25 protein-coding genes are annotated in these 23,183 nt (G+C 67.4%); 17 read left to right on the forward strand and 8 right to left on the reverse strand.

The window, feature by feature from the left end; all coding sequences use genetic code 11:
- Genes pyrR through CFE50_RS20210 form a run of 3 tightly spaced genes read left to right on the forward strand, consistent with a single transcriptional unit; the run spans nt 1 to nt 2,798 of the window.
- Complete coding sequence (pyrR, locus tag CFE50_RS20200; protein ID WP_241807626.1) at nt 1-510, forward strand: bifunctional pyr operon transcriptional regulator/uracil phosphoribosyltransferase PyrR; 510 nt, start codon at nt 1-3, stop codon at nt 508-510.
- A 15-nt stretch (nt 511-525) separates the two neighbouring features.
- Complete coding sequence (locus CFE50_RS20205; protein WP_286737059.1) at nt 526-1,524, forward strand: aspartate carbamoyltransferase catalytic subunit; 999 nt, start codon at nt 526-528, stop codon at nt 1,522-1,524.
- Nucleotides 1,521-2,798 carry a dihydroorotase gene (locus CFE50_RS20210; RefSeq protein ID WP_241807628.1) on the forward strand — a complete coding sequence of 426 codons (1,278 nt, stop codon included), beginning with the start codon at nt 1,521-1,523 and terminating at the stop codon, nt 2,796-2,798. Before CFE50_RS20205 ends, CFE50_RS20210 begins: the two co-directional genes overlap by 4 nt.
- Before the next feature lie 50 nt (nt 2,799-2,848).
- On the opposite strand, the gene CFE50_RS20215 is transcribed toward CFE50_RS20210, so the two are convergent.
- Entirely contained in the window at nt 2,849-3,253 is a 405-nt protein-coding gene (locus tag CFE50_RS20215; protein WP_007161671.1) for an NINE protein, read from the reverse strand.
- A gap of 281 nt (nt 3,254-3,534) precedes the next feature.
- On the opposite strand from CFE50_RS20215, the gene CFE50_RS20220 reads away from it, so the two are divergent.
- From CFE50_RS20220 to CFE50_RS20230, 3 genes are all read left to right on the forward strand, one after another.
- Nucleotides 3,535-4,242, forward strand: a complete 708-nt coding sequence (locus CFE50_RS20220) for a C40 family peptidase (RefSeq protein ID WP_241807630.1) — start codon at nt 3,535-3,537, stop codon at nt 4,240-4,242.
- A gap of 132 nt (nt 4,243-4,374) precedes the next feature.
- The gene (locus CFE50_RS20225) at nt 4,375-5,586 is read left to right on the forward strand and encodes a putative DNA modification/repair radical SAM protein (protein ID WP_145007638.1); all 1,212 of its coding nucleotides are present in this window, start codon (nt 4,375-4,377) and stop codon (nt 5,584-5,586) included.
- Nucleotides 5,587-7,035: a UdgX family uracil-DNA binding protein gene (locus CFE50_RS20230; RefSeq protein ID WP_241807631.1), complete on the forward strand. Its 1,449-nt coding sequence runs from the start codon at nt 5,587-5,589 to the stop codon at nt 7,033-7,035. It abuts the gene before it with no gap.
- Here the strand turns inward: CFE50_RS20230 and CFE50_RS20235 are convergent.
- Nucleotides 7,032-8,174 carry a PilT/PilU family type 4a pilus ATPase gene (locus CFE50_RS20235; protein WP_007161667.1) on the reverse strand — a complete coding sequence of 381 codons (1,143 nt, stop codon included), beginning with the start codon at nt 8,172-8,174 and terminating at the stop codon, nt 7,032-7,034. The two genes, CFE50_RS20230 and CFE50_RS20235, sit on opposite strands and share 4 nt — an antisense overlap.
- Nucleotides 8,174-9,208: a type IV pilus twitching motility protein PilT gene (gene pilT / locus CFE50_RS20240; RefSeq protein ID WP_007161666.1), complete on the reverse strand. Its 1,035-nt coding sequence runs from the start codon at nt 9,206-9,208 to the stop codon at nt 8,174-8,176. Before pilT ends, CFE50_RS20235 begins: the two co-directional genes overlap by 1 nt.
- Before the next feature lie 126 nt (nt 9,209-9,334).
- On the opposite strand from pilT, the gene CFE50_RS20245 reads away from it, so the two are divergent.
- The 9 genes from CFE50_RS20245 (at nt 9,335) to CFE50_RS20285 (ending at nt 17,578) form a co-directional block, all read left to right on the forward strand.
- Nucleotides 9,335-10,030 (forward strand): YggS family pyridoxal phosphate-dependent enzyme, encoded by a 696-nt coding sequence (locus CFE50_RS20245; protein ID WP_286737062.1) that lies wholly within the window; start codon nt 9,335-9,337, stop codon nt 10,028-10,030.
- Nucleotides 10,031-10,039: 9 nt separating this feature from the next.
- Nucleotides 10,040-10,858, forward strand: a complete 819-nt coding sequence (proC, locus tag CFE50_RS20250; protein WP_286737063.1) for a pyrroline-5-carboxylate reductase — start codon at nt 10,040-10,042, stop codon at nt 10,856-10,858.
- A 9-nt stretch (nt 10,859-10,867) separates the two neighbouring features.
- Nucleotides 10,868-11,461 (forward strand): YggT family protein, encoded by a 594-nt coding sequence (locus tag CFE50_RS20255; RefSeq protein WP_007161663.1) that lies wholly within the window; start codon nt 10,868-10,870, stop codon nt 11,459-11,461.
- Between the two features lie 118 nt (nt 11,462-11,579).
- Nucleotides 11,580-13,538 carry a dynamin family protein gene (locus CFE50_RS20260; protein WP_286737064.1) on the forward strand — a complete coding sequence of 653 codons (1,959 nt, stop codon included), beginning with the start codon at nt 11,580-11,582 and terminating at the stop codon, nt 13,536-13,538.
- 108 nt (nt 13,539-13,646) lie between these two features.
- Nucleotides 13,647-14,786: a homoserine O-succinyltransferase MetX gene (gene metX, locus CFE50_RS20265; RefSeq protein WP_007161661.1), complete on the forward strand. Its 1,140-nt coding sequence runs from the start codon at nt 13,647-13,649 to the stop codon at nt 14,784-14,786.
- Between the two features lie 5 nt (nt 14,787-14,791).
- Nucleotides 14,792-15,412 (forward strand): methionine biosynthesis protein MetW, encoded by a 621-nt coding sequence (gene metW / locus CFE50_RS20270; RefSeq protein WP_007161660.1) that lies wholly within the window; start codon nt 14,792-14,794, stop codon nt 15,410-15,412.
- Between the two features lie 83 nt (nt 15,413-15,495).
- Nucleotides 15,496-16,089, forward strand: coding sequence for an RdgB/HAM1 family non-canonical purine NTP pyrophosphatase (rdgB, locus tag CFE50_RS20275; RefSeq protein ID WP_286737065.1), 594 nt, complete (start codon nt 15,496-15,498; stop codon nt 16,087-16,089).
- Entirely contained in the window at nt 16,086-17,237 is a 1,152-nt protein-coding gene (gene hemW, locus CFE50_RS20280) for a radical SAM family heme chaperone HemW (RefSeq protein WP_044341950.1), read from the forward strand. Before rdgB ends, hemW begins: the two co-directional genes overlap by 4 nt.
- Nucleotides 17,238-17,251: 14 nt before the next feature.
- Nucleotides 17,252-17,578, forward strand: a complete 327-nt coding sequence (locus CFE50_RS20285) for a DUF3392 family protein (RefSeq protein WP_007161657.1) — start codon at nt 17,252-17,254, stop codon at nt 17,576-17,578.
- On the opposite strand, the gene CFE50_RS20290 is transcribed toward CFE50_RS20285, so the two are convergent.
- The 5 genes from CFE50_RS20290 to CFE50_RS20310 form a co-directional block, all read right to left on the reverse strand.
- Nucleotides 17,575-19,308 carry a putative bifunctional diguanylate cyclase/phosphodiesterase gene (locus CFE50_RS20290; protein WP_286737067.1) on the reverse strand — a complete coding sequence of 578 codons (1,734 nt, stop codon included), beginning with the start codon at nt 19,306-19,308 and terminating at the stop codon, nt 17,575-17,577. The genes CFE50_RS20285 and CFE50_RS20290 overlap by 4 nt on opposite strands.
- A gap of 169 nt (nt 19,309-19,477) precedes the next feature.
- Nucleotides 19,478-20,188, reverse strand: a complete 711-nt coding sequence (gene trmB, locus CFE50_RS20295; RefSeq protein WP_286737070.1) for a tRNA (guanosine(46)-N7)-methyltransferase TrmB — start codon at nt 20,186-20,188, stop codon at nt 19,478-19,480.
- Nucleotides 20,189-20,413: 225 nt separating this feature from the next.
- Nucleotides 20,414-21,196 (reverse strand): thiazole synthase, encoded by a 783-nt coding sequence (locus CFE50_RS20300; RefSeq protein WP_007161654.1) that lies wholly within the window; start codon nt 21,194-21,196, stop codon nt 20,414-20,416.
- A gap of 19 nt (nt 21,197-21,215) precedes the next feature.
- Nucleotides 21,216-21,416 (reverse strand): sulfur carrier protein ThiS, encoded by a 201-nt coding sequence (gene thiS / locus CFE50_RS20305; protein ID WP_007161653.1) that lies wholly within the window; start codon nt 21,414-21,416, stop codon nt 21,216-21,218.
- Between the two features lie 93 nt (nt 21,417-21,509).
- Nucleotides 21,510-21,887, reverse strand: coding sequence for a DUF423 domain-containing protein (locus CFE50_RS20310; protein ID WP_286737071.1), 378 nt, complete (start codon nt 21,885-21,887; stop codon nt 21,510-21,512).
- 68 nt (nt 21,888-21,955) lie between these two features.
- Between CFE50_RS20310 and mtgA the strand changes: the two genes are divergently transcribed.
- Together mtgA and CFE50_RS20320 are read left to right on the forward strand one after the other, a co-directional pair.
- Nucleotides 21,956-22,657, forward strand: coding sequence for a monofunctional biosynthetic peptidoglycan transglycosylase (gene mtgA / locus CFE50_RS20315; RefSeq protein WP_286737072.1), 702 nt, complete (start codon nt 21,956-21,958; stop codon nt 22,655-22,657).
- On the forward strand, nt 22,654-23,103 hold the full coding sequence (locus CFE50_RS20320) for a GNAT family N-acetyltransferase (protein ID WP_286737074.1): 450 nt from the start codon (nt 22,654-22,656) through the stop codon (nt 23,101-23,103). The genes mtgA and CFE50_RS20320 overlap by 4 nt, the downstream gene beginning before the upstream one ends.
- The last annotated feature ends 80 nt before the right edge of the window (nt 23,104-23,183 follow it).

Raw genomic sequence — 23,183 nt, forward strand, 5'->3', positions numbered from 1 at the left:
ATGCACCTGCCCTCTCCCGCCGAGCTCCTGCCGCGGCTGGCCGCCGACCTGCGCCTGTCGCTGGATCGCCGTGGCATCACCGACCCCGGCTTCGTAGGCATCCACACCGGCGGCCTCTGGGTCGCCGAGGCCCTGCTGGCCGAACTCGGCCTGGACACCCCGCTGGGCAGCCTGGACGTCTCCTTCTACCGCGACGACTTCACCCAGAAGGGTCTACACCCCCAGGTGCGCCCCTCGGCCCTGCCGTTCGAGATCGACGGGCGCCACCTGGTGCTGGTGGACGACGTGCTGATGAGCGGCCGCACCGTGCGCGCAGCGCTCAACGAACTCTTCGACTATGGCCGTCCCGCCAGTGTGACCCTGGTCTGCCTGCTGGACGTCAATGCCCGCGAATTGCCGATCCAGCCTGACGTGGTGGGCGCCACCCTGACCCTGGCCCCCACCCAGCGCGTCAAGCTGACCGGCCCCACGCCGCTCGCCCTCGAATACCGCGACGTCCCCGCCGCCTGACCTGGATCTGCCGCCATGACCGACGCTACGCGTTCGCTGCAACTCAACGCCCAGAGCCAATTGCGCCACTTCCTGTCACTCGACGACCTGCCCGCCGAACTCCTCACCGAATTGCTCGACACCGCCGACTCCTTTCTCGAGGTCGGTGCCCGGGCAGTGAAAAAGGTGCCGCTGCTGCGCGGCAAGACCGTGTGCAACGTCTTCTTCGAGAACTCGACGCGCACCCGCACCACCTTCGAACTGGCGGCCAAGCGGCTGTCGGCGGACGTCATCACCCTCAACGTCTCCACCTCCTCCACCAGCAAGGGCGAGACGCTGTTCGACACCCTGCGCAACCTGGAGGCCATGGCCGCCGACATGTTCGTGGTGCGCCACGCCGATTCCGGCGCCGCCCACTTCATCGCCGAACACGTCTGCCCCGATGTGGCCATCATCAATGGGGGCGACGGGCGCCACGCCCACCCCACCCAGGGCATGCTCGACATGCTGACCATCCGCCGGCACAAGGGCGATTTCGCCAACCTGTCGGTGGCCATCGTCGGCGACATCCTGCATTCGCGGGTCGCCCGCTCCGACATGCTGGCGCTGCGCACCCTGGGTTGCCGCGACATCCGCGTGATCGCCCCGCGCACCCTGCTGCCGGTCGGCCTCGAAGAACTCTATGGCGTGCGCACCTTCACCGACCTGGCCGAGGGCCTGGACGGCGTGGACGTGGTGATCATGCTGCGCCTGCAACGCGAGCGCATGCAGGGCGGCCTCCTGCCCAGCGAAGGCGAGTACTACCGGCTGTTCGGCCTGACCCGCCAGCGCCTGGCGCGCGCCAAGCCCGATGCCATTGTCATGCACCCCGGGCCGATCAACCGGGGCGTGGAGATCGAATCCGCGGTCGCCGATGGCAAGCAGTCGGTCATCCTCAACCAGGTCACCTACGGCATCGCGGTCCGCATGGCGGTCTTGTCGATGACCATGAGCGGGCAGACGGCCCAGCGTCAGCTACAGGAGAATGCGCAGTGAGCCTGAGCATCCGCAATGCCCGGGTGATCGACCCGGCCACCGGTCTCGACCAGATCAGCGACGTCCATGTCGACCAGGGTCGCATCCTCGCCCTCGGCGAGGCGCCCCAGGGCTTCCAGGCCGACGAGCAGCTGGACGCCAGCGGCCTGACCCTGGCGCCCGGCCTGGTCGACCTGGATGTCGCCCTGTGCGAACCGGGCCTGACCCGAAAGGGCAACGTCGACAGCGAGACCCGCGCCGCCGCGGCCGGTGGCGTCACCAGCCTCTGCTGCCCGCCCACCACCCGCCCGGTGCTGGACACCACGGCGGTGGCCGAACTCATCCTCGACCGGGCGCGTACCGCCGATCACGCCCGCGTCCATCCCATCGGCGCCCTGACCAAGGGCCTCGCCGGCGAGCAGCTGGCCGAACTGATGGCCCTGCGCGACGCCGGTTGCGTGGCCTTCACCAACGGCCTGCAGCCCTTCGAGAATCTGCGGGTGCAGCGACGCGCGCTGGAATATGCCGCCACCTTCGACCTCACCGTGGTCTTTACCGCCCTGGATGCCGAGCTGGCCCACGGCGGCCTGGCCCACGAAGGTCCCACCGCCAGCTTCCTGGGGCTCACCGGCATCCCGGAGACCGCGGAGACCATCGCCCTGTCGCGTGACCTGCTGCTGGTGGAGCAGAGCGGCGTGCGCGCCCACTTCGGGCAGCTGACCAGTGCCCGCGCGGTGGAGATGATCGCTGCCGCCCAGGCACGCGGCCTGCCGGTGACCGCCGACGTGGCGCTCTACCAGCTGCTGCTCACCGACGAGGCCCTGCAGGGCTTTTCCAGTCTCTATCACGTCAAGCCGCCGCTGCGCACCGCGCGGGATCGCGACGCGCTGCGCGCCGGGGTACGGGACGGGGTGATCGGCGCCATCTCCAGCCATCACCAGCCCCACGAGGCGGATGCCAAGCTGGCCCCTTTCGCCGCCACCGAGCCGGGCATCAGCAGTGTCGAATTGCTGCTGCCCCTGGCCCTGACCCTGGTGGACGACGGCCTGCTGGATCTGCCGACCCTGTTGGCCCGCCTCACCAGCGGCCCGGCCCAGGCCCTGCGCCTCGCGGCGGGCCGCCTGGCCAAGGGCCTGCCGGCGGACCTGGTGCTGTTCGCCCAGCAGCCGACCGCCCAGGCCGCCACGCCCTGGCTGTCCCGTGGGCGCAACTGCCCCTTCCAGGGCCTCACCCTGGGGGGCCGCATCGAGCGCACCCTGGTGGGTGGCCGCACCACCTACCGCCGTGACGCCTGAATAGAAGAAGGGGCTCCATGGAGCCCCTTCTTCCTGCCATCCAGCCGACGCTAGCGCACCAGCCGCCGGCGATTCTCCTCGGAGATCTGCGAATTGAGCGTCCAGAAGTCGTAGAGCACGCCCAGCAGGAAGAAACCCGCCGTAAAGAAATAGAGGATGGCGGTGATCCACTTGCCCAGGTAGAGGCGGTGCACGCCAAAGATGCCGAGAAAGGTCAGCAGGATCCAGCCCAGGCTGTAGTTGAGCGAACCGGACTGGAAACGCAGATCCGCCTCGCGGTCCATGGCCGGGATCAGGAACAGATCGATCAGCCAGCCAATGCCCAGCAGGCCCAGGGTGCAGAACCAGATCGTGCCGGTGACCGGCTTGCCATAGTAGAAGCGGTGGGCGCCGAGAAAGCCGAAGATCCACAGCAGATAGCCCATGACCTTGCTGTGGGTGTCCTGATACCGCATGCCTACTACCTCGCGACTGAAGGAAAAGACCCGCCTTACCTACACCCTTACCTTCACCGTGACTTTATGTCGAAAACTGGATGAATGCCCAGGGAGTCTCACTGGTTGGCGCTCAAGGGACCTCACTTTCCGCTAAAAATTACATAATTTCTTGATGAGAGGTGCACAAAATATCCACAGGGTTGGTATAGAATCCCTCGCTTCGATCTTCAGACACCCCTACGACAATGCGTTTATTTCTTCTGACATGGCTCTCCGCCTGTCTTGTACTGCCCGCGGCAGTGCAAGCGAAAGAGAACTCTGCAGCGCGCACTGCCGCTCCGGTCCACAAGGTCGCAGCCCGGCATGTCACCGCCGCCTCAGCTCCCAAGACCGCCCGGCACGCCGCCGCTGCTCCCGCGCCCAAGGCCGCCGCTCGCCACGTTGCCAGCGTCGACCATACCCAGGCAGCCTCCGCGGCCCGCGCCAAGCGCGCCGCCCGTGCGACCAGCGCCCTGCACCGCAAACAGGCCACCGCCCAGGCTGCCACCCGCAACGTCGGCGCCCAGGTGGCGACCCGCGCCATGGACCTGGTCGGCACGCCCTATCGCTTCGGCGGTACCAATCCGCAGAACGGTCTGGATTGCAGCGGCCTGGTCAACTACGTCTATCGCGACGTGCACAACGTCAAGCTGCCGCGTACTTCCCGGGAACTGGCCCAGCTCAAAGGTCCCAAGGTCGCCCGTGGCGATCTCAAGGCCGGCGACCTGGTGTTCTTCAAGACCGGTCAGCGCAGCGGTATCGATCACGTCGCCATCTACCTGGGCAACGATAGATTCGTCCATGCCCCGCGCAGTGGCGAGAGCGTGCGCGTCGATCACCTGAGCAAGCCCTACTGGACCAAGCGCTTCGCCTCGGCCAAGCGCGTACTGCAGCAGCCCACCACCCTGGCGGCGGAAACCGATCCCGTCGCGGACAAGCCGCGTACCAAGCGTACCCGCAAGTCCTGATCCCTCCTCCTCGCTCCGCCGGGCACTACCGCCCGGCGGAGTGTCGCTCCACTCGGCGCCGCCCGGCGCAAAGCCATTGAACGACGCTCCGCTTCCTGGATACTGTATGCAATCACAGTCCAGGAGATCTCGATGGAGCTCGCCGACAAGCTGATCATTCTCGCCGATGCCGCCAAGTACGACGTGTCCTGCGCCAGCAGCGGCGCGCCCAAACGCAGCTCGAAGGGCAAGGACGGCCTGGGCTCGACGGATGGCATGGGCATCTGCCACAGCTTCACCCCCGATGGGCGCTGCGTGGCGCTGCTCAAGGTGCTACTGACCAACTTCTGCCAGTACGACTGCCAGTACTGCGTCAATCGCCGCAGCAGCAACGTGCCGCGGGCGCGCTTCACGCCCGAGGAAGTGGTGCAGCTGACCCTCGACTTCTACCGGCGCAACGTCATCAGCGGGCTGTTCCTCAGCTCCGGCATCATCCGCTCCTCCAACTACACCATGGAGCAGATGACCCGGGTGGCCCAGCTGTTGCGCGAACAGCACCAGTTCCGCGGCTACATCCACCTCAAGACCATTCCCGACGCCGATCCCGAGATCATCGCCCAGGCCGGTCTCTATGCCGATCGCCTGTCGGTCAACATAGAGCTGCCCACCGAGAGCAGCCTGATCAAGCTGGCGCCGGAAAAGAACGGCAGCAGCATTCGCAAGACCATGGGCAATATCCGCCTGGGACTGGAAGAAGCCGAGGCCGAAGCCAAGGCGCCGCGTTTCGCGCCGGCGGGCCAGAGCACCCAGATGATCGTAGGTGCCGATGCCACCAACGACCGCACCATCCTCGATACCGCCCAGACGCTGTATGGCGCCTATCGCCTCAAGCGCGTCTACTACTCGGCCTTCAGCCCCATTCCGGAAAGCCCGGGCACGGTGCCGCTGCAACCGCCGCCGCTGCTGCGCGAGCACCGCCTGTACCAGGCCGACTTCCTCATGCGTGGCTATGGCTTCCAGGCGGAGGAACTGCCCACCGAAGACGGCCAGCTGCCGCTGGACGTGGATCCCAAGCTGGCCTGGGCGCTGCACAATCGCGCCATCTTCCCGCTGGATCTCAATCGCGCCGACCAGGCGCTGATCGCCCGGGTACCCGGCATCGGCGTGCTCTCGGCCAAGCGGCTGGTGGAGCTCAGACGCGAGCGACGCATCCGCTACGCCGACCTGATCCGCCTCAAATGCAGCGTGGAAAAGGCGCGCCCCTTCATCGTCACCCAGGACTATCGCCCGCAACCGCGCCTGGCCGAGTCCCTGGACCTGCGCCGGCAGCTGGCCGAACCGCCCGCCCAGCTCGCCCTGCTCTAGATGCAGAGAGTCGATTTCGACGGCACCTTCGCCGGCTGGCGCAAGGAAGCACGGCGGCTGCTACAGGCCGGTATCCCGCCGGCCCAGGTGAGCTGGCAGGAGAGTCGCGGCCTGGGCGATCTGTTCGACGAACCGGCCGCAGCCGTGGCGCCCCCACCCAGCGGCGCCATACGCATCCCGCCGCAACTGGCCGAAGCCCTGAGCTACGCTGCCTGCTTTCGCAGCGACGATCGCTGGGCGTTGCTCTACCAGGTGCTCTGGCGCGTCGCCCGCGGCGAACGTGCGGCGATGCTGGCCGGTGACGAAGACGGCAGCGAATTGCAGCGCCGGGTCAAGGCGATCCGCCGCGAGATCCACCATGTGCATGCCTTCCTGCGCTTTCGGCCACGCGCGGAAAGCGCCGGTCCGCCGGCCTGGGTGGCCTGGCACCAGCCGGCCCACGACGTCCTGGCCCTGGCGGCGCCGCACTTCTGCGACCGCATGGGCAACAGCAGCTGGCTGATCGCGACCCCCGAAGCCGCCGCGCTCTGGGACGGTCAGGCGCTGCAACTGGTGGAGCCCTGCCCCGCCGAGCTGCAGCGCCTGGCCCGGCAGACGCCGGAAGACGACGACCGCAACGCCGGCGACGAACTCTGGCGCGCCTATTACCGCAGCACCTTCAATCCGGCGCGGGCCAATCCACGCACCCTGAGGGGCAACATGCCGGCGCGTTTCTGGAAGGATCTGCCGGAAGGGCCGCTGATCCCGGCGCTGCTCAGCGAGGCGCGGGCCGGCGCCCAGCGCTTGGCCCAGGCCGAGGCCGTCGGCCGCCAGAGCGGTCGCGAGGTGCTGATCGCGGCCGAGCGCGCCCAGCCCGAACGCCCGCTGCCCACCACCCTCGACGAGTGCCGTCGCTGCGAGCTGTGGGAAAAGGCCACCCAACCGGTGGCCGGCGAAGGCCCGCGCACCGCGCGCATCCTGCTGTTGGGCGAACAGCCTGGCGATCAGGAGGACCTGGCGGGCCGGCCCTTCGTCGGCCCGGCCGGGCAGGTGCTGATGGCAGCGCTGGCCGAAGCCGGCCTCGAGCGCAGCGAGGTGTTCCTCACCAATGCGGTCAAGCACTTCAAGTGGATTCCCCAGGGCAGGAGACGCAAGCACGTCACCCCGGGACCGGAGATCGCCCCCTGCCGCTACTGGCTGGAGCAGGAATTGCGCGACATCCAGCCGACCGTGGTGGTGGCCCTGGGCTCGACCGCCCTGGAAGCCCTGCTCAAGCGCAAGCCAAGGGGTCTGGCGCAATTCATGGGCCGACCCCTGCGACTGGACGAGCGCTGGATCATCGCCACCTATCACCCCTCCTACATCCTGCGTACCCCGGATGCCGAGCAGCAGGACCAGGCGCGCAAAGCCCTGGTCGCCGCCCTGCGCGAGGCCAGGGCCCTGGCGGCCGGCAGCACAGCCGAAGGCTAGCGGAAGCGCTTGGGCGGCTCGTCGCCCATGTCCACCGAGAGGTTGCGGGTGATCTGATTGAGGTGATCGGCATCCGTTTCCGAACCCAGCTTGATCATCAGGCGCAGGTCGTTGGCGGAATCGGCGTGGGCCAGGGCGGCCTCGTAGGTGATCTCGCCATCGCGATAGAGCCCGTAGAGCGACTGGTCGAAGGTCTGCATGCCCAGCTCGCCGGACTTCTTCATCAGCGCCTTGAGTTCGTGCACCTCGCCCTTGCGGATCAGGTCGGCGACCAGCGGGGTATTGAGCAGCACCTCGATCACCGCGCGGCGGCCCTGGCCATCGATAGTGGGCACCAGTTGCTGGGCGACGATGCCCTTGAGGTTGAGCGACAGGTCCATCCAGGTCTGGCTGTGCCGATCGGCCGGGAAGAAGTGGATGATGCGGTCCAGCGCCTGGTTGGCGTTGTTGGCGTGCAGGGTGGCCAGGCACAGGTGGCCGGTCTCGGCGAAGGCCAAGGCGTGCTCCATGGTGTCCCGGCTGCGAATCTCGCCGATCATGATGACGTCCGGCGCCTGGCGCAGGGTGTTCTTCAGCGCCACCTCGAAGGACTCGGTGTCGATGCCCACCTCGCGCTGGGTGACGATGCAGCCCTGGTGCTGGTGGATGTACTCGATGGGGTCCTCGATGGAGATGATGTGCCCCGCCGAGTTCTTGTTGCGGTGGCCGATCATGGCCGCCAGCGAGGTGGACTTGCCGGTGCCGGTGGCGCCGACAAAGATCACCAGGCCGCGCTTGGTCATGGCCAGCTTCTTGATGATCTCCGGCAGCCGCAGCTGCTCGACGGTGGGAATGTTGACCTCGATACGGCGCAGCACCATGCCCACCAGGTTGCGCTGGTAGAAGGCGCTGACCCGGAAGCGGCCGATGCCGCGGGCGCTGATGGCGAAGTTGCACTCGCGCTTCTGCTGGAATTCCTGGCGCTGCTCGTCGTTCATCACCCCCAGCACCAGGGCCCGGCACTGCTCGGGCGTGAGCGAGTCCTTGGTGACCGGCGTCATGCGCCCGTTGATCTTCATCGAAGGGGGCACGCCGGTGGTGATGAAGAGGTCGGACGCCCCCTTGTCCACCATCAGCTGCAGGAACCTGTCGAAATCCATCAGAAGTTCTCCGGCGTCTTGGCCTTCTCGCGGGCCGCGTCGCGGCTGATCAGGCCCTTGGCCAAGAGCGCCTTGAGGCACATGTCCAGGGTCTGCATGCCCAGGCCGCCACCGGTCTGGATCGAGGAATACATCTGCGCCACCTTGTCCTCGCGGATCAGGTTACGGATGGCCGGCGTGCCGATCATGATCTCGTGGGCCGCCACCCGGCCGCCGCCGACCTTCTTGAGCAGGGTCTGGGAAACCACCGCCTGCAGGGATTCGGACAACATGGAACGCACCATGGATTTCTCTTCCGCCGGAAAGACGTCCACCACCCGATCGATGGTCTTGGCCGCCGAGGTGGTGTGCAGGGTGCCGAACACCAGGTGCCCGGTCTCGGCCGCGGTCAGCGCCAGGCGGATGGTCTCCAGGTCGCGCAGCTCGCCCACCAGAATGATGTCCGGGTCCTCGCGTAGCGCCGAGCGCAAGGCTTCGGAGAAGCCCAGAGTGTCGCGGTGCACCTCGCGCTGGTTGACCAGGCACTTCTTGGATTCGTGGACGAATTCGATGGGGTCCTCGATGGTGAGGATGTGGTGGTACTTGGTGTTGTTGAGGTAGTCGAGCATGGCCGCCAGGGTGGTGGACTTGCCCGAGCCGGTCGGCCCGGTCACCAGCACCAGGCCGCGCGGGACGTCGGTGATCTTCTTGAACACCTCGCCCATGCCGAGCTCTTCCATGCTCAGCACCTTGGACGGAATGGTGCGGAACACCGCGCCGGCGCCGCGATTCTGGTTGAAGGCGTTGACCCGGAAGCGCGCCACGCCCGGCACCTCGAAGGAGAAGTCGGTCTCCAGGAATTCCTCGAAGTCCTTGCGCTGCTTGTCGTTCATGATGTCGTAGATCAGCGCGTGCACCTGCTTGTGCTCGAAGGCCGGCAGGTTGATGCGGCGCACGTCGCCGTCGACGCGGATCATCGGCGGCAGGCCGGCGGACAGGTGCAGGTCGGAGGCGCCTTGCCGCGCGGAAAAGGCCAGCAATTCGGTGATATCCATGGGACTCCCAGATGTCGAGCAAGCAGGTAGAATGCCGCGCAGCACTGGCGGTCTGACCTGGTCACCGCCACTCACTCATCCGGTACGCCGAGGCCTGCCGGATGCGCCGACGCAAGCAGGGGCTGAATGTCCACGATAGCCGAGAATAGCGCAACCGTACTCGAACGCATCGCCGCCGCCAGCCGGACGGCAGGCCGCGATCCCGCGACTGTCGGCCTCCTGGCGGTGAGCAAGACCAAGCCCGCCGCCGCCTTGCGCGAGGCCGCCGTAGCCGGGCTGCGCGACTTTGGCGAGAACTATCTGCAGGAGGCGCTGGACAAGCAGCCGGCGCTGGCCGACCTGCCCCTGGTGTGGCATTTCATCGGCCCCATCCAGTCCAACAAGACCCGCGCCATTGCCAGACATTTCGACTGGGTGCATTCGGTGGATCGCCTGAAGATCGCCCAGCGACTGGCCGAGCAGCGCCCGCCCGAGCGCGGCCCGCTGAACATCTGCCTGCAGGTCAACGTCAGTGGCGAAGCCAGCAAGTCCGGCTGCCACCCCGACGAACTGCCGGCCCTGGCCGCCACGGTCAGCGGGTTGCCCAACCTGCGCCTGCGTGGCCTGATGGCCATTCCCGACCCCACCGACGACCCGGCCAGCCAGCGCGCCGCCTTCGCCCGGCTGCGCACCCTGAGCGAAGCCCTGAACCTGGGCCTGGACACCCTGTCCATGGGCATGAGCCAGGATCTGGAAGCCGCCATCGCCGAGGGCGCCACCTGGGTCCGCGTCGGTACCGCCCTCTTTGGCGCCCGCGACTACGGCGCCGCCTCTTCAACCTAGGAAGTCTCGATGAACGACACCCGCATCGCCTTCATCGGCGCCGGCAACATGGCCGGTGCCATCATCGGCGGCCTGCTCGCCCAGGGCGTGCCGGCCCGGCAGCTGAGCGCCAGCAATCGCAATCCGGCCAAGCGCGAAGCCCTGGCCCGGGAGCACGGCATCCGCGTCGAGGCCAGCAACAGCGCCGTGCTCGCCGACGCCGACGTGGTGGTGCTGGGGGTGAAGCCCCAGGTCATGGGCGAGGTATGCCAGGAGCTTGCCCCCCATCTGCGCCCGGACCAGCTGATAGTCTCGGTTGCCGCCGGCATCACCTGCGCCAGCCTGACCCGTTGGCTGGGCCAGCGCGCGCTGGTGCGCTGCATGCCCAACGTGCCCTCGCAGCTGCGCCTGGGCGCCAGCGGCCTGTTCGCCAATGACCAGGTCAGCGCCGAGCAGCGTGCCCGGGCCCAAGAGATCCTCGCCGCGGTCGGCCTGGCCTTGTGGGTCGAGGAAGAACAGCAGCTGGACGCGGTCACCGCCGTCTCCGGCAGCGGTCCGGCCTATTTCTTCCTGCTGATGGAAGCCATGACCCAGGCCGGCACCAAGCTCGGCCTGCCGGCCGAGGTCGCCCAGCAACTGACCCTGCACACCGCCCGCGGCGCCGCCGCCATGGCCTGCCAGGGTGACCGCAGCCCCGAACAATTGCGTCGTTCGGTGATGTCCCCCAAGGGCACCACCGAGCGCGCCATCGAAACCTTCCAAGCCGGGGCCTTCGAGGACCTGGTGGAAGAAGCCCTCACCGCCGCGGCCGACCGGGCTGCGGAACTGGCCCAGTTGCCGGATCGATAAGGAGTATCCATGTCCGCTCTCGCGCAAGCTCTCGTCTATGTCATCCAGACCCTCGGCAGTCTCTATCTGCTGATCATCCTGCTGCGCTTCATCCTGCAGCTGGTCCGGGCCGACTTCTACAATCCGCTGTCGCAATTCACCGTGCGCGCCACCCAGCCGCTGCTCAAGCCGGTACGGCGCATCATTCCCGGCTTCGGCGGCGTCGATCTGGCGGCCCTGGTGCTGGCCGTGCTGGTCCAGCTGGCGCTGATGATGGTCGTGGTGGTGCTGCTCGGCGCCAGCATCGGCGGCCTGTTCCCCGCCCTGCTGATCTGGGCCCTGCTCGGCGTGGCCTCGCTGTTCCTCAAGGTGTTCTTCTTCGCCCTGATCGTCAGCGTTATCCTCTCCTGGGTCGCGCCCCAGACCCACAATCCGGCCGCCGAACTGGTCAACCAGATCTGCGAGCCGCTGCTGGCCCCCTTCCGCCGTATCCTGCCCAGCCTGGGTGGCCTGGATCTGTCGCCGATCTTCGCCTTCATCGTGATCAATCTGCTGGACCGCTTCGTCATCGGCCAGCTGGCCGCGGCCACCGGCATGCCGCAGATTCTCGCACCCTTCCTCTGACGCACCACTCGCGCATCCGCCACGACCGCCCGCCGCGTCGTGGCGGAGGCGGCATTGACGTCCTTTGGACGCTGGGGCACCGTCCAGCCTTTGCTGTTCAGGTCAAGGAAGTCCCCCTATGGAACGCCTGTTCCGCCACGTCGATGCCTATGCCGCGTGGAAAGCCGAACTCGACACCCAATTGGGCCGCTACCGCGACTGGTTGCAGCGTAATCGTCTGGCCTCTCCGGCCCTCGACGCCGCCCTGGCGACCTGCCAGAGCGAATTGCAGGCCGATGGCATCACCCTGGCCTTCGCCGGCGAGTTCTCCCGCGGCAAGACCGAACTGATCAACGCCCTCTTCTTCGCCGACTACGGCCAGCGCATGCTGCCGTCCCAGGCCGGGCGCACCACCATGTGCCCCACCGAGATCTTCTTCGACGCCGCGGCCGACGGTCCCTATCTGCAGCTGCTGCCCATCGACAGCCGCCTGGACGAACGCAGCCTGACCGCCTGGCGCAAGGCGCCCGAGGCCTGGCAGCGCTTCGCCCTGGACGACAGCCACGCGGACGCCATGGCCGCCCTGCTGGCCAAGGTCACCGAGACCCGCGAGGTGGAAACCGCCGTCGCCGTGCAGCTGGGCTTCGATCCCGAGCAGCTGGAACAACTCGACAGCGACGGCCTGGTCAGTATCCCGGCCTGGCGCCATGCGCTGATCAGCATCGATCATCCGCTGCTGCGCCAGGGCCTGCGCATCCTCGACACCCCCGGCCTCAACGCCCTGGGCGCCGAACCCGAACTGACCCTGTCGCTGCTGCCCCACGCCCAGGCCGTGCTCTTTCTCATCGGTGCCGACACCGGCGTGACCGCCTCGGACCTCGCGCTCTGGGAGCAGTGCGTCAAGCCGTCCCTGGGTGATGCCCCGGAGCGGCTGTTCGCGGTGATGAACAAGATCGACAGCCTCTGGGACGACCTCGGCGGCGTCGCCCATGTCGCCCAGTCGCTGGAAAACGTCCGCCAGGCCAGCGCCCGGCAACTGGCGCTGCCGGCCGAGCACATCCTGCCGCTGTCGGCCAAGCAGGCCTTGCTGGGCAAGGTCCGTGGCGATCTGGAACTGCTCGCGCGCAGCCAGCTGGACAGCCTCGAACAGTTGCTCGCCGAACGCATCGTCGGCGCCCGCGAGCGCCTGCTGCAGCAGCGCATCGTGCAGCAGGCCAGTGGTCTGCTGGGGGCCAGCCGCACCCTGATCGAGCAGCGCCTGGAAGCCATTCGCGCCCAGTACGCGCAACTGGCCGACGAGGAATTGCCCGGTGCCGGCCTGGAATTGCAGACCGCCCGCACCCGCCAGGAATACGACCTTTATCACCGCCGCCTGCTGGATCTGCGCACCACCCAGAACATGCTGGCCGGGCAGCGCAAGCTGCTGACCGACCTGGTCGCGCCGGAGCGCCTGGACGCTCACCTGGACACCGCCCGCCGAGAATTCCGCACCAGCCTGACCACCGTCGGCATCAACCAGTCCATCGCCCGCTTCTTCCGCGTGGTCGAGCATGACCTGCTGGCCCTGGACAACGAGGCCGACCGGGCCAACAAGGTGCTCGGCGCGGTCTACCAGCGACACAATGTGGAGAATCCGCTGCACCCCCTGGAAGCGCCGCGGCTGCGCATCCGCCCCTATGTCCGCGAGCTGCGCCAGCTGCAACTCAAGACCGAGGAGGTCCAGCGCCAGGTCAAGACCCTGCTCACCGAGCAGAGCGCCCTGGCCCGCCGCTTCTTCGCCACCGTGGCCCAGGAGGTCCAGGCCCTGCAGGAAGGTGCCCATGCCCAGGTGCTGCGCTGGAACGACGGCGCCCTGACCCCGCTGGTGCAGCACACCCGCGAGCAGAAGCAGCTACTGGAAACCAGCATGCTGGCGCTCAAGCAGCTCACCCAGCAGAACCTCAACAGCCAGGAACAGGTGCGCCGCCTGCAGGTGCACGAGGACGTCCTGCACCGGCAGCTCAGCGAGGTCAGCGACATGCTCAAGCAGATCAGCCGGCCGGCCCCTTCCCAGCGCCACGACAACGTGGTCGCCCTGCCGCTGGCACGGGTCGGCTAGCCCCATCCGCCACCCGAGGCGCGGCCCCTGACCGCCGCGCCACGGCTGCCCTTGCCGCTCCTGGCGACGCTCTTTAGACTGGCGAGCCCCGCCCCGGACGAGCCGTCAATGCCCAGCGTCATTCCCGAAGATTCCGTCGGCCTGGTCACCCCCGAGCTGCTGCACTTCAACGAGCCCCTGGCCCTGGCCTGTGGCCGCACCCTGCCGGCCTACGACCTGATGGTCGAGACCTATGGCGAACTCAACGCCAGCCGCAGCAACGCCGTGCTGATCTGCCACGCGCTCTCCGGCCATCACCACGCGGCCGGCTATCACAGCCTCGACGACCGCAAGCCGGGCTGGTGGGACAGCTGCATCGGTCCGGGCAAGCCCATCGACACCCGCAAGTTCTTCGTCGTCGCCCTCAACAACCTCGGTGGCTGCAACGGCTCCACCGGTCCCAGCAGTCCCAATCCCGACACCGGCCGCGCCTATGGCGCGGACTTTCCGGTGCTGACCGTGGAAGACTGGGTCAACAGCCAGGCGCGACTGGCCGATCGCCTGGGCATCGCGCAGTGGGCGGCGGTGATCGGCGGCAGCCTGGGTGGCATGCAGGCGCTGCAGTGGACCATCAGCTATCCCGAGCGCATCCGCCACTGCCTGGCCATCGCCTCGGCACCCAAGCTGTCGGCGGAAAACATCGCCTTCAACGAGGTGGCGCGCCAGGCCATCCTCTCGGACCCGGACTTCCATGCCGGGCACTTCCAGGAAAAGGGCGTGATCCCCAAGCGCGGCCTGATGCTGGCGCGCATGGTCGGCCACATCACCTACCTGTCCGACGAGGCCATGGGCGAGAAATTCGGTCGCGAACTCAAGACCGACCAGCTCAACTACGACTTCCACAGCGTCGAATTCCAGGTGGAGAGCTACCTGCGCTACCAGGGCGAGGAATTCTCAGGCCGCTTCGACGCCAACACCTACCTGCTGATGACCAAGGCGCTGGACTACTTCGATCCGGCCCACGCCCATGGCGGCGACCTGGCCAAGACCCTGGCCGGGGTGCAGGCACGCTTCCTGATCGTCTCCTTCACCACCGACTGGCGCTTCTCGCCGGCGCGCTCCAAGGAGATCGTCAACGCCCTGATGGCCGCGCGCAAGGACGTCAGCTACCTGGAGGTCGACGCCCCCCAGGGTCACGACGCCTTCCTCATCCCCATCCCGCGCTATCTGCAGGCCTTCTCCCACTACATGACCCGCATCGAGGTATAGCTGCCGTGCGCGCCGATCTGGACATCATTCAGGAATGGATCCCCGCCGGCAGCCGAGTCCTCGACCTCGGTTGCGGCACCGGCGAGTTGCTCGCCTGGCTGCGCGATCACAAGCAGGTCACCGGCTACGGCCTGGAGATCGACCCGGACAAGATCGCCGAATGCCTGCTCAAGGACGTCAACGTCATCGAGCAGGATCTCGACGGCGGCCTGGCCAACTTCGCCAGCGACAGCTTCGACGTGGTGGTCATGACCCAGTCGCTGCAGGCCATGCAGTACCCCGATCGCATCCTCCAGGAGATGCTCAGGGTCGGTCGCCAGTGCATCATCACCTTTCCCAACTTCGGTCACTGGCGCTGCCGGCTGTACCTGGGCGGCCGGGGGCGGATGCCGGTCTCCGACTTCCTGCCTTACACCTGGTACAACACGCCGAACATCCACTTCTGCACCTTCGAGGACTTCGAGCGCCTCTGCCGCGAACAGCGCGCCCAGGTGCTGGATCGCCTCGCCGTGGACCGCCTGCACCGTCATGGCTGGGCCAGCAAGCTGTGGCCCAACCTGCTCGGCGAGATCGGCATCTACCGGGTCAGCGCGCCGCGCCTGCAGGAGCATCGCGTCGCGATATGACGTAAGGCATGGGGGGCGCATCCAGCCCGGGCACGGCTTCGCGTACAATACGCCGCCCTTCTCAACGCGACGCGGAGTCTCCCATGTCCGACCTTACCGAACTGGTGCTCGCCAGCCACAACGCCGGCAAGCTCAAGGAACTCCAGGCCATGCTCGGCGACCGGGTGCGGGTGCGCTCGGTGGGTGAATTCAGCCAGGTGGAGCCCGAGGAAACCGGGCTGTCCTTTGTCGAGAACGCCATCCTCAAGGCACGCAACGCGGCGCGGCTGTCCGGTCTGCCGGCCCTGGCCGACGATTCGGGCCTGGCGGTGGACGCCCTCGGCGGCGCCCCCGGCATCTATTCCGCGCGCTACGCCGACGGCAAGGGCGATGCGGCCAACAACGCCAAGCTGCTCGAGGCCTTGAAAGAGGTGCCCGACGCCGAGCGCACCGGCCAATTCGTCTGCGTGCTGGCGCTGGTGCGTCACGCCGACGATCCGCTGCCGATCCTCTGCGAAGGCCTCTGGCCCGGGCGCATCCTGCATGCCGCCCAGGGCGAGCATGGCTTCGGCTACGATCCGCTGTTCCAGCCCGATGGCGAAGCGGTCTCCGCAGCCGAACTGGCGCCGGCGGAAAAGAACCAGCGCAGCCATCGCGCCCGCGCCATGGCCCAGCTCAAGCAACGGCTCGGCCTGTGACACAGGTGTTCGCCCTGCCGCCACTGGCGCTCTACGTCCACATCCCCTGGTGCGTGCGCAAGTGCCCCTATTGCGACTTCAACTCCCACGCGGCCGGTCCGAGCCTGCCGGAAGCGGAGTACGTCGACGCCTTGCTGGCGGATCTGGACAGGGACCTGGTCCACGTCCATGGCCGCCCGCTGACCTCGATCTTCTTTGGCGGCGGCACGCCCAGTCTGTTTTCCGCCGAGGCCCTGGGGCGCCTACTGGACGGCGTGGCCCGGCGCCTGAGCTTCGCGCCGGACATCGAGATCACCCTGGAAGCCAACCCCGGCACCTTCGAGCAGGCCAAGTTCGTCGCCTATCGCAGCCTGGGCATCAATCGGCTGTCGATCGGCATCCAGAGTTTCCAGGACGCCAAGCTCAAGGCCCTGGGGCGTATCCACGGGCGCGAGGAAGCCATCCGCGCCGCCGACCGGGCGCGCGCCGCCGGTTTCGACAACTTCAACCTGGACCTCATGCACGGCCTGCCCGAGCAAAGCGTGGCCGATGCCCTCGGTGATCTGGAGCAGGCCATCGCCCTGGCGCCCACGCACCTGTCCTGGTACCAGCTGACCATGGAGCCCAACACGGTGTTCTGGAGCCAGCCGCCGGAGCTGCCCGAAGACGACACCCTCTGGGACATCCAGGAAGCCGGCCAGGCGCGGCTGGCGGCCGCCGGCTATGGGCAATACGAGACCTCCGCCTATGCCCAGCCCGGGCGCCAGGCGCGGCACAATCTCAACTACTGGGGCTTCGGCGACTTCCTCGGCATCGGTGCCGGCGCCCACGCCAAGCTCAGCGCCCCAGACGGTACCCTGCTGCGCACCTGGAAGACCCGCCTGCCCAAGGACTATCTCGACCCGGCCAAGGCCTTCCAGGCCGGCGCGAAAGCTCTGGAACCGGCCGATCTGCCCTTCGATTTCATGATGAACGCCCTGCGCCTGGTCGACGGGGTGCCCGCCGCCTGGTATCCGCAGCGGACCGGTCAGTCGCTGGACAGCCTGGCGCCGGCGCTGGCCGCGGCGCGCCGCGCCGGCCTGCTGGCCGAGGACGAAGAGCGCCTGCGCCCCACCGCCCGCGGCCAGCTGTTCCTGAACGACCTCTTGCAATCCTTTCTGCCTGACTGACGAGGAGCTCTGCCTTGGACTTCGTACTCGACCATATCGCCGACCTCTCCCGCTGGAGTCGCAGCCACCTGGACGAGGTGGCCCTGGCGGTCACCGCCACCCTGCTGGTGCTGTTCGGCAGCCAGGTCAACGCCTTCATCCAGGCGCGCCTGGGCAGCCTGCCGACCGCCGTCCGGGTCCCGGCCTTCGCCCTGGCCTGCCTGGCCATCTATGGCGCCGCCATGACCTTCCTGACCCCCTGGGTGGTCAAGGGCCTGGCGCAGTTCAACAACTACGCCCTGGCCCCGGTGCTGCTGATCGGCGTCTGTCTGCTGGGCGTGCTGGCCGAGCGGCGCGGCTAGCGGTCGGCGGCGCGGATAGCGTCCAGCAGGCACTCCAGGGATTGCGGGCGCCCCAGCAGGAAGCCCTGGAAGGTGTCCACGCCCAGGTCCTTGAGCAATTCGAACTGGGCCTGGGTTTCCACCCCTTCGGCGACGATCTGCATGTCCAGTGCGCGGCACAGGCTGACGATGCCGGCCAGCAACTGCCGGGATCTGTCGTCGGCGTCCACCGCCAGCAGAAAGCTGCGGTCGATCTTGATGGTGTCGAAGGGCAAGCGGTGCAGATAGCCCAGCGACGAATAGCCGGTGCCGAAGTCATCCATCGCCACCCGAAAGCCCTGCTCGCGCAACAGGGCCAGGCGCCGCTCCGGGGTGCCCTTCTGCAGGAACACCGACTCGGTCACCTCCAGCTCCAGGGCCCTGGGCGCGATACCGAATTCGGCGCAGGCCGCCGCCAGGACCTCGGCCAGTTCGTCATCGGCCACCTGCAGCGGCGAGATGTTGACCGCCACCGGGATCTGCAGGCCGGCGTCCTGCAGTGCCCGGGCGCAGCCGGCCGCGCGGCGGATGGCCAGACGCCCGAGGGCCGAGGCCATGCCGTTCTGCTCAGCCAGGGCGACGAAGACATTGGGCGGCACGGCGCCGACGCCCGGACAATTCCAGCGCGCCAGCAACTCGGCGCTGATCATGCGTTGGCGGGCATCGAACTTGGGCTGCAGCACGAAGGTGATCAGTTCGGCTTCGATGGCGCCGTGCAGATGGGCCAGCAGGGTCACCTTGCTGCGCGCCTCGCTGGTCAGCTGCGGATCGTAGCAACGCACCCGGCTCTTGCCGGCCGCCTTGGCCGCGTACATGGCGGCATCGGCGTTGCGCAGCAGGGTCTCCACATCCAGCCCCTCTTCGGGCGCCAGACTCAGGCCGATGCTGGCCGATACGCGGATATCGTGGCCGGCGATGCATTGCTGGCGACCCACCGCCTGCACCAACTGCTCGGCCACCTGACGCGCCTGATCGCGATCGCTCACGTCCAACAGGGCGACGAATTCATCGCCACCCCAGCGCGCCAACACCTCGCCAGCGCCCAGCACCTGGCGCAACTCCCGCACCAGGGCGCAGAGCAACTCGTCACCGGCCGCATGGCCCAGGGAGTCGTTGACCTCCTTGAAGCCGTCGACATCGATGAACAGCACCGCCAGGTTGCCGGCCTCCTCCAGATCCTGCAGGCGCGTCTCGAAATCCTGGTAGAAGGAGGTCCGGTTGGGCAACTGGGTCAGGGCATCGCTCAGGGCCATGCGCTCCAGGGCCTGCTCGGCGCGCTTGCGCTCGGTGATGTCCCTCAGGCTGGCCACCACATAGCCTTCGCGATCCGCCTCGCCGGCAAAGCGGCTCAGGCTGATCTCCACCGGCGTGACGCGCTTGGCGGAGACATGGAACTGGGCTTCGCACAGGGCATAGCCGTCGCGCTCGAAGGTGCGGATGGCCGCCTCGGGCAACTTGATGTAGTGCGACAGGTACTGGCCGCTGACACTGCGCTCCGCGCTGAGCATCAGGGCGCGCAGGGCGTCATTGGCTTCGATGATCTGACCGCTTTCGGTCAGCACGGCCATGGCGTCGCGGCAGAGGGCGAAGGCCGAAGCGATCAGGTGCAGCGAACGTTCGGTGCGTTGCCGGGCGCTGCGTTCGACTTCGAGCCAGCGCCGTACGGCGTGCAACTCGGCCGCGGGCGAATCGGGACGTACCCGGTCCGTCATCGGATCCGCCCCTCACAAAGGGCGGCACATGGCCGTTTAGCGTTCTTGTAATGGGCTGACATCCAGGCGTCTCTGTGAATTCGACTGCAACCGCCATCACAGCAGGGCAATTGGCCATCATGCCAATTGCCCTTCGGCAGCTCAAGCTCGATTCGTCAGAGATACACGGTCAGCTCTGGCGTTCGAACTTGAGATCCCAGACCCCATGCCCCAGGCGTTCGCCACGGCGCTCGAACTTGGTGATGGGTCTTTCCTCGGGGCGCGGCACATAGCCCGAGGCGTCGCCGAGATTACGGTAACCCGGGGCGGCGTTCATGATCTCGAGCATGTGTTCGGCATAGGCCTGCCAATCGGTGGCCATGTGCAGCACCCCGCCGACCTTGAGCTTCTGCCTGACCAGCTCGGCGAAGGCCGGCTGGACGATACGGCGCTTGTGGTGGCGGCTCTTGTGCCAGGGATCGGGAAAGAACAGCAGCACCCGGTCCAGGCTGGCATCGGCCACGCACTGGCGCAGCACCTCCAGGGCATCGCAGCTGTAGACCCGCAGATTGGTCAGTTCCTGGGTCATGGCACCGTTGAGCAGCGCGCCCACGCCCGGGCGATGCACCTCGACGCCGATGAAATCCTGCTCCGGCGCGGCAGCGGCCATTTCCAGGGTGGAATGGCCCATGCCGAAGCCGATCTCGAAGGTGCGCGGCGCCTGGCGCCCGAACACCTGGTCGAAATCCCGCAGGCCGTCGGTCAATTCCAGACCGAAGCGCGGCCAACCCTGGTCGAGACCGCGTTGCTGGCCTTCGGTCATGCGGCCGGCGCGCATCACGAAGCTCTTGATGGTGCGCCGGGGGCGGTCGGGGGTCTGGTCGTCTTGATGATCGGTCATGGCGTTATCGATAGTGGGAAAAAGAGACGCCCGGCAGAGGCCGGGCGCGTGACGGAGGGCGCCGGTGTAGAGGCTGTTCTCGATCTCGCGAGCTAAAGCGAAACAAGGCGAAAATGCCTGAGGAAGCGGATCGGACTCGCGCTCGAGTTTACAAAGAGTAAATGAGCATTCCGAAGGCATTTTCAACGCCGTTTGGTCGACGCGCAGCAGATCGAGAGTAGCCTCCTAGTTGACCAGGCCATCCAGCGGCGAGGACGCCGTGGCATAGAGCTTGCGCGGCATGCGCCCGGCCAGATAGGCCAGGCGACCGGCGACGATGGCGTGCTTCATGGCTTCGGCCATCAGCACCGGCTCGCGAGCATGGGCGATGGCGCTGTTCATCAGCACCGCTTCGCAACCCAGCTCCATGGCGATGGTGGCGTCGGAGGCGGTACCCACCCCGGCATCCACCAGCACCGGCACCTTGGCCTCTTCGAGGATGATGCGCAGGTTGTAGGGATTGCAGATACCCAGGCCCGAGCCGATCAGACCGGCCAGCGGCATGACGGCGATGCAGCCGATGGCTTCCAGCTGGCGGGCGACGATGGGATCGTCGCTGGTGTAGACCATGACGTCGAAGCCGTCGGCGACCAGGGTTTCGGCGGCCTTGAGGGTCTCGATGACATTGGGGAACAGGGTCTTCTGGTCGGCCAGGACTTCCAGCTTGACCAGGTTGTGGCCGTCGAGCAGCTCGCGCGCCAGGCGGCAGGTGCGCACCGCTTCCACCGCGTCGTAGCAGCCGGCGGTGTTGGGCAGGATGGTGTAGCGCTCAGGCGAGATCACGTCGAGCAGATTGGGCTCGCCGGGCGTCTGGCCGATGTTGGTGCGGCGCACCGCCACGGTGACGATCTCGGCGCCGGAGGCCTCGATGGCCACGCGGGTCTCTTCGAGGTCACGATACTTGCCGGTACCGACCAGCAGGCGCGAGGCATAGGTGCGCCCGGCCAGGGTGAAGGGGGTGTCTTTCATCTGGATTCCTCTTTCGCGGCTAGCCGCCGCCGATGGCGTGGACCACTTCCAGCCGGTCGCCGTCCGCCAGGGCGGTGGTGGCGTGCTGGCTGCGCGGCACGATGTCGAGGTTGCGCTCCACCGCCACTCGCCGTCCGGTCAGGTCGAGACGCACGAGCAGGTCGGCGACGGTGGCACCGTCCGGCAATTCAAGGGATTCGCCGTTCAACAGGATCTGCATGGCAAAGGCATCGTCACGGGGTGAGCCGGCATTCTACGCCGGTCGGGCGTTCATTGCAGCGGCGCCGGGCCGGGAACGACGGCCAGCGCGCGCTCAGAGGCTGCTCAGGCGCCAGGCGAGGATGGCCAGGCAGGCCCAGCCGGCGAGAAAGCACAGGCCGCCGAAGGGGGTGATGATGCCCAGCCGCGAGATGCCGGTCAGCGTCAGCAGATAGAGGCTGCCGGAAAACAGCAGGATACCGGCGATGAAGCAGCCACCGGCCCAGGCCACCAGGCGCCCCTGGAAATGCAGCGACAGCAGGGCGACGCCAAACAGCGCCAGGGCGTGGATGAGCTGATAGAGCACGCCGGTCTGGAACACCGCGAGGTAGTCGGCGGTGAGCCGGCCCTTGAGTCCGTGGGCGGCGAAGGCGCCGAGTCCGACACCGGTGAAGCCGGCCAGGGCCGCGAACAGCAGGAAGAGACGCAACATGGGTTTTACCGGGCGATAGGAGAGAAGCGCTGGTTATAATGGCTCGCTAACCGCCAAAGACCAAGCCGATGCTGCTCTCCCTTCTCCGCCGTCTCCTGCGTATCGCCCTCTGGTTCGCCGCCCTCAGCGCCGCCCTGGTGCTGATCCTGCGCTGGGTACCGCCGCCGGGCAGCATGCTGATGGTGGAGCGCAAGGTCGAATCCTGGATCGACGGCAAGCCCATCGACCTGCAGCGCGACTGGCGGCCCTGGAAGGAGCTGCCGGACGATCTCAAGATGGCGGTGATCGCCGGTGAAGACCAGCACTTCGCCGAGCACTGGGGCTTCGACATGGCGGCGATCCGCCAGGCATTCAGCCACAACGAAGCCGGCGGCTCCCTGCGCGGCGCCAGCACCATCAGCCAGCAGACCGCCAAGAATCTCTTTCTCTGGAGCGGCCGCAGCTATCTGCGCAAGGCCTTCGAAGCCTGGTTCACCGTGCTGCTGGAAACCTTCTGGTCCAAGCAGCGCATCCTCGAGGTCTATCTCAACAGCGTGGAATGGGACGACGGCGTGTTCGGCGCCGAGGCCGCGGCCCGCCACCATTTCGGCATAGGCGCGCCCTACCTCTCCGACCGCCAGGCCAGCCTGCTGGCCGCCGTGCTGCCCAATCCTCGCGAATGGAGTCCGAGCCGCCCCAGCGCCTACGTCGCCGAACGCGCCGCCTGGATCCGCCAGCAGGAACGCCAGCTGGGCGGCAGCGACTACCTGCGGCGGATGACCGGACAGTGAGCCAGGGGCAAATTCAGCAGGGATCACCGGCGGATTTCGACCGCTTGCTAGTGGTCTGGGAAGAGGCGGTCCGGGCGACGCATGATTTTCTCGATGAAGCGGACATTGATCCGTTGCGCCGCCTGGTTCGCGACCACGCGCTGCCGGCCGTTGACTTGCGGGTTTACCGCGATGGCCAGGGCGTCATCCAGGGCTTCGCCGGTACCGACGGCGACCGCTTGGAGATGCTGTTCGTGTCCAACGCGGTTCGGGGCACCGGTATAGGGCGGCAACTGGTGGAGCAGGTCATCATCGAGCGGGGCATCCGCCATGTCGACGTCAACGAGCAAAATCCCCAGGCCCTAGGGTTCTATCGGCACCTTGGTTTCGAGCAGGTGGGCCGCTCTCCACTGGACGGCCAGGGCCGGCCCTTTCCGCTGTTGCACCTGCGCCTGACTGAGGCCTAGCAAAGCAAGCGCTGAATCCCCTCCTCGACCCGGGCTCCCGGAGCTGGAGCGTTCGCGGCTCGAGAAGGCTGTGAAATTTG

Source organism: Pseudomonas sp. PGPPP4, assembly GCF_002256045.1.
GTDB lineage: Bacteria > Pseudomonadota > Gammaproteobacteria > Pseudomonadales > Pseudomonadaceae > Chryseomonas > Chryseomonas oryzihabitans.

What these genes read in the sequence shown, in the direction of transcription:
- pyrR (WP_241807626.1), top strand. Translation starts at nt 1, where the DNA reads ATGCACCTGCCCTCTCCCGCCGAGCTCCTGCCGCGGCTGGCCGCCGAC.
- CFE50_RS20205 (WP_286737059.1), top strand. Translation starts at nt 526, where the DNA reads ATGACCGACGCTACGCGTTCGCTGCAACTCAACGCCCAGAGCCAATTG.
- CFE50_RS20215 (WP_007161671.1), bottom strand. Translation starts at nt 3,253, where the DNA reads ATGCGGTATCAGGACACCCACAGCAAGGTCATGGGCTATCTGCTGTGG.
- CFE50_RS20225 (WP_145007638.1), top strand. Translation starts at nt 4,375, where the DNA reads ATGGAGCTCGCCGACAAGCTGATCATTCTCGCCGATGCCGCCAAGTAC.
- CFE50_RS20230 (WP_241807631.1), top strand. Translation starts at nt 5,587, where the DNA reads ATGCAGAGAGTCGATTTCGACGGCACCTTCGCCGGCTGGCGCAAGGAA.
- CFE50_RS20235 (WP_007161667.1), bottom strand. Translation starts at nt 8,174, where the DNA reads ATGGATTTCGACAGGTTCCTGCAGCTGATGGTGGACAAGGGGGCGTCC.
- pilT (WP_007161666.1), bottom strand. Translation starts at nt 9,208, where the DNA reads ATGGATATCACCGAATTGCTGGCCTTTTCCGCGCGGCAAGGCGCCTCC.
- CFE50_RS20245 (WP_286737062.1), top strand. Translation starts at nt 9,335, where the DNA reads ATGTCCACGATAGCCGAGAATAGCGCAACCGTACTCGAACGCATCGCC.
- proC (WP_286737063.1), top strand. Translation starts at nt 10,040, where the DNA reads ATGAACGACACCCGCATCGCCTTCATCGGCGCCGGCAACATGGCCGGT.
- CFE50_RS20255 (WP_007161663.1), top strand. Translation starts at nt 10,868, where the DNA reads ATGTCCGCTCTCGCGCAAGCTCTCGTCTATGTCATCCAGACCCTCGGC.
- CFE50_RS20260 (WP_286737064.1), top strand. Translation starts at nt 11,580, where the DNA reads ATGGAACGCCTGTTCCGCCACGTCGATGCCTATGCCGCGTGGAAAGCC.
- metX (WP_007161661.1), top strand. Translation starts at nt 13,647, where the DNA reads ATGCCCAGCGTCATTCCCGAAGATTCCGTCGGCCTGGTCACCCCCGAG.
- rdgB (WP_286737065.1), top strand. Translation starts at nt 15,496, where the DNA reads ATGTCCGACCTTACCGAACTGGTGCTCGCCAGCCACAACGCCGGCAAG.
- CFE50_RS20290 (WP_286737067.1), bottom strand. Translation starts at nt 19,308, where the DNA reads ATGACGGACCGGGTACGTCCCGATTCGCCCGCGGCCGAGTTGCACGCC.
- trmB (WP_286737070.1), bottom strand. Translation starts at nt 20,188, where the DNA reads ATGACCGATCATCAAGACGACCAGACCCCCGACCGCCCCCGGCGCACC.
- CFE50_RS20300 (WP_007161654.1), bottom strand. Translation starts at nt 21,196, where the DNA reads ATGAAAGACACCCCCTTCACCCTGGCCGGGCGCACCTATGCCTCGCGC.
- thiS (WP_007161653.1), bottom strand. Translation starts at nt 21,416, where the DNA reads ATGCAGATCCTGTTGAACGGCGAATCCCTTGAATTGCCGGACGGTGCC.
- CFE50_RS20310 (WP_286737071.1), bottom strand. Translation starts at nt 21,887, where the DNA reads ATGTTGCGTCTCTTCCTGCTGTTCGCGGCCCTGGCCGGCTTCACCGGT.
- mtgA (WP_286737072.1), top strand. Translation starts at nt 21,956, where the DNA reads ATGCTGCTCTCCCTTCTCCGCCGTCTCCTGCGTATCGCCCTCTGGTTC.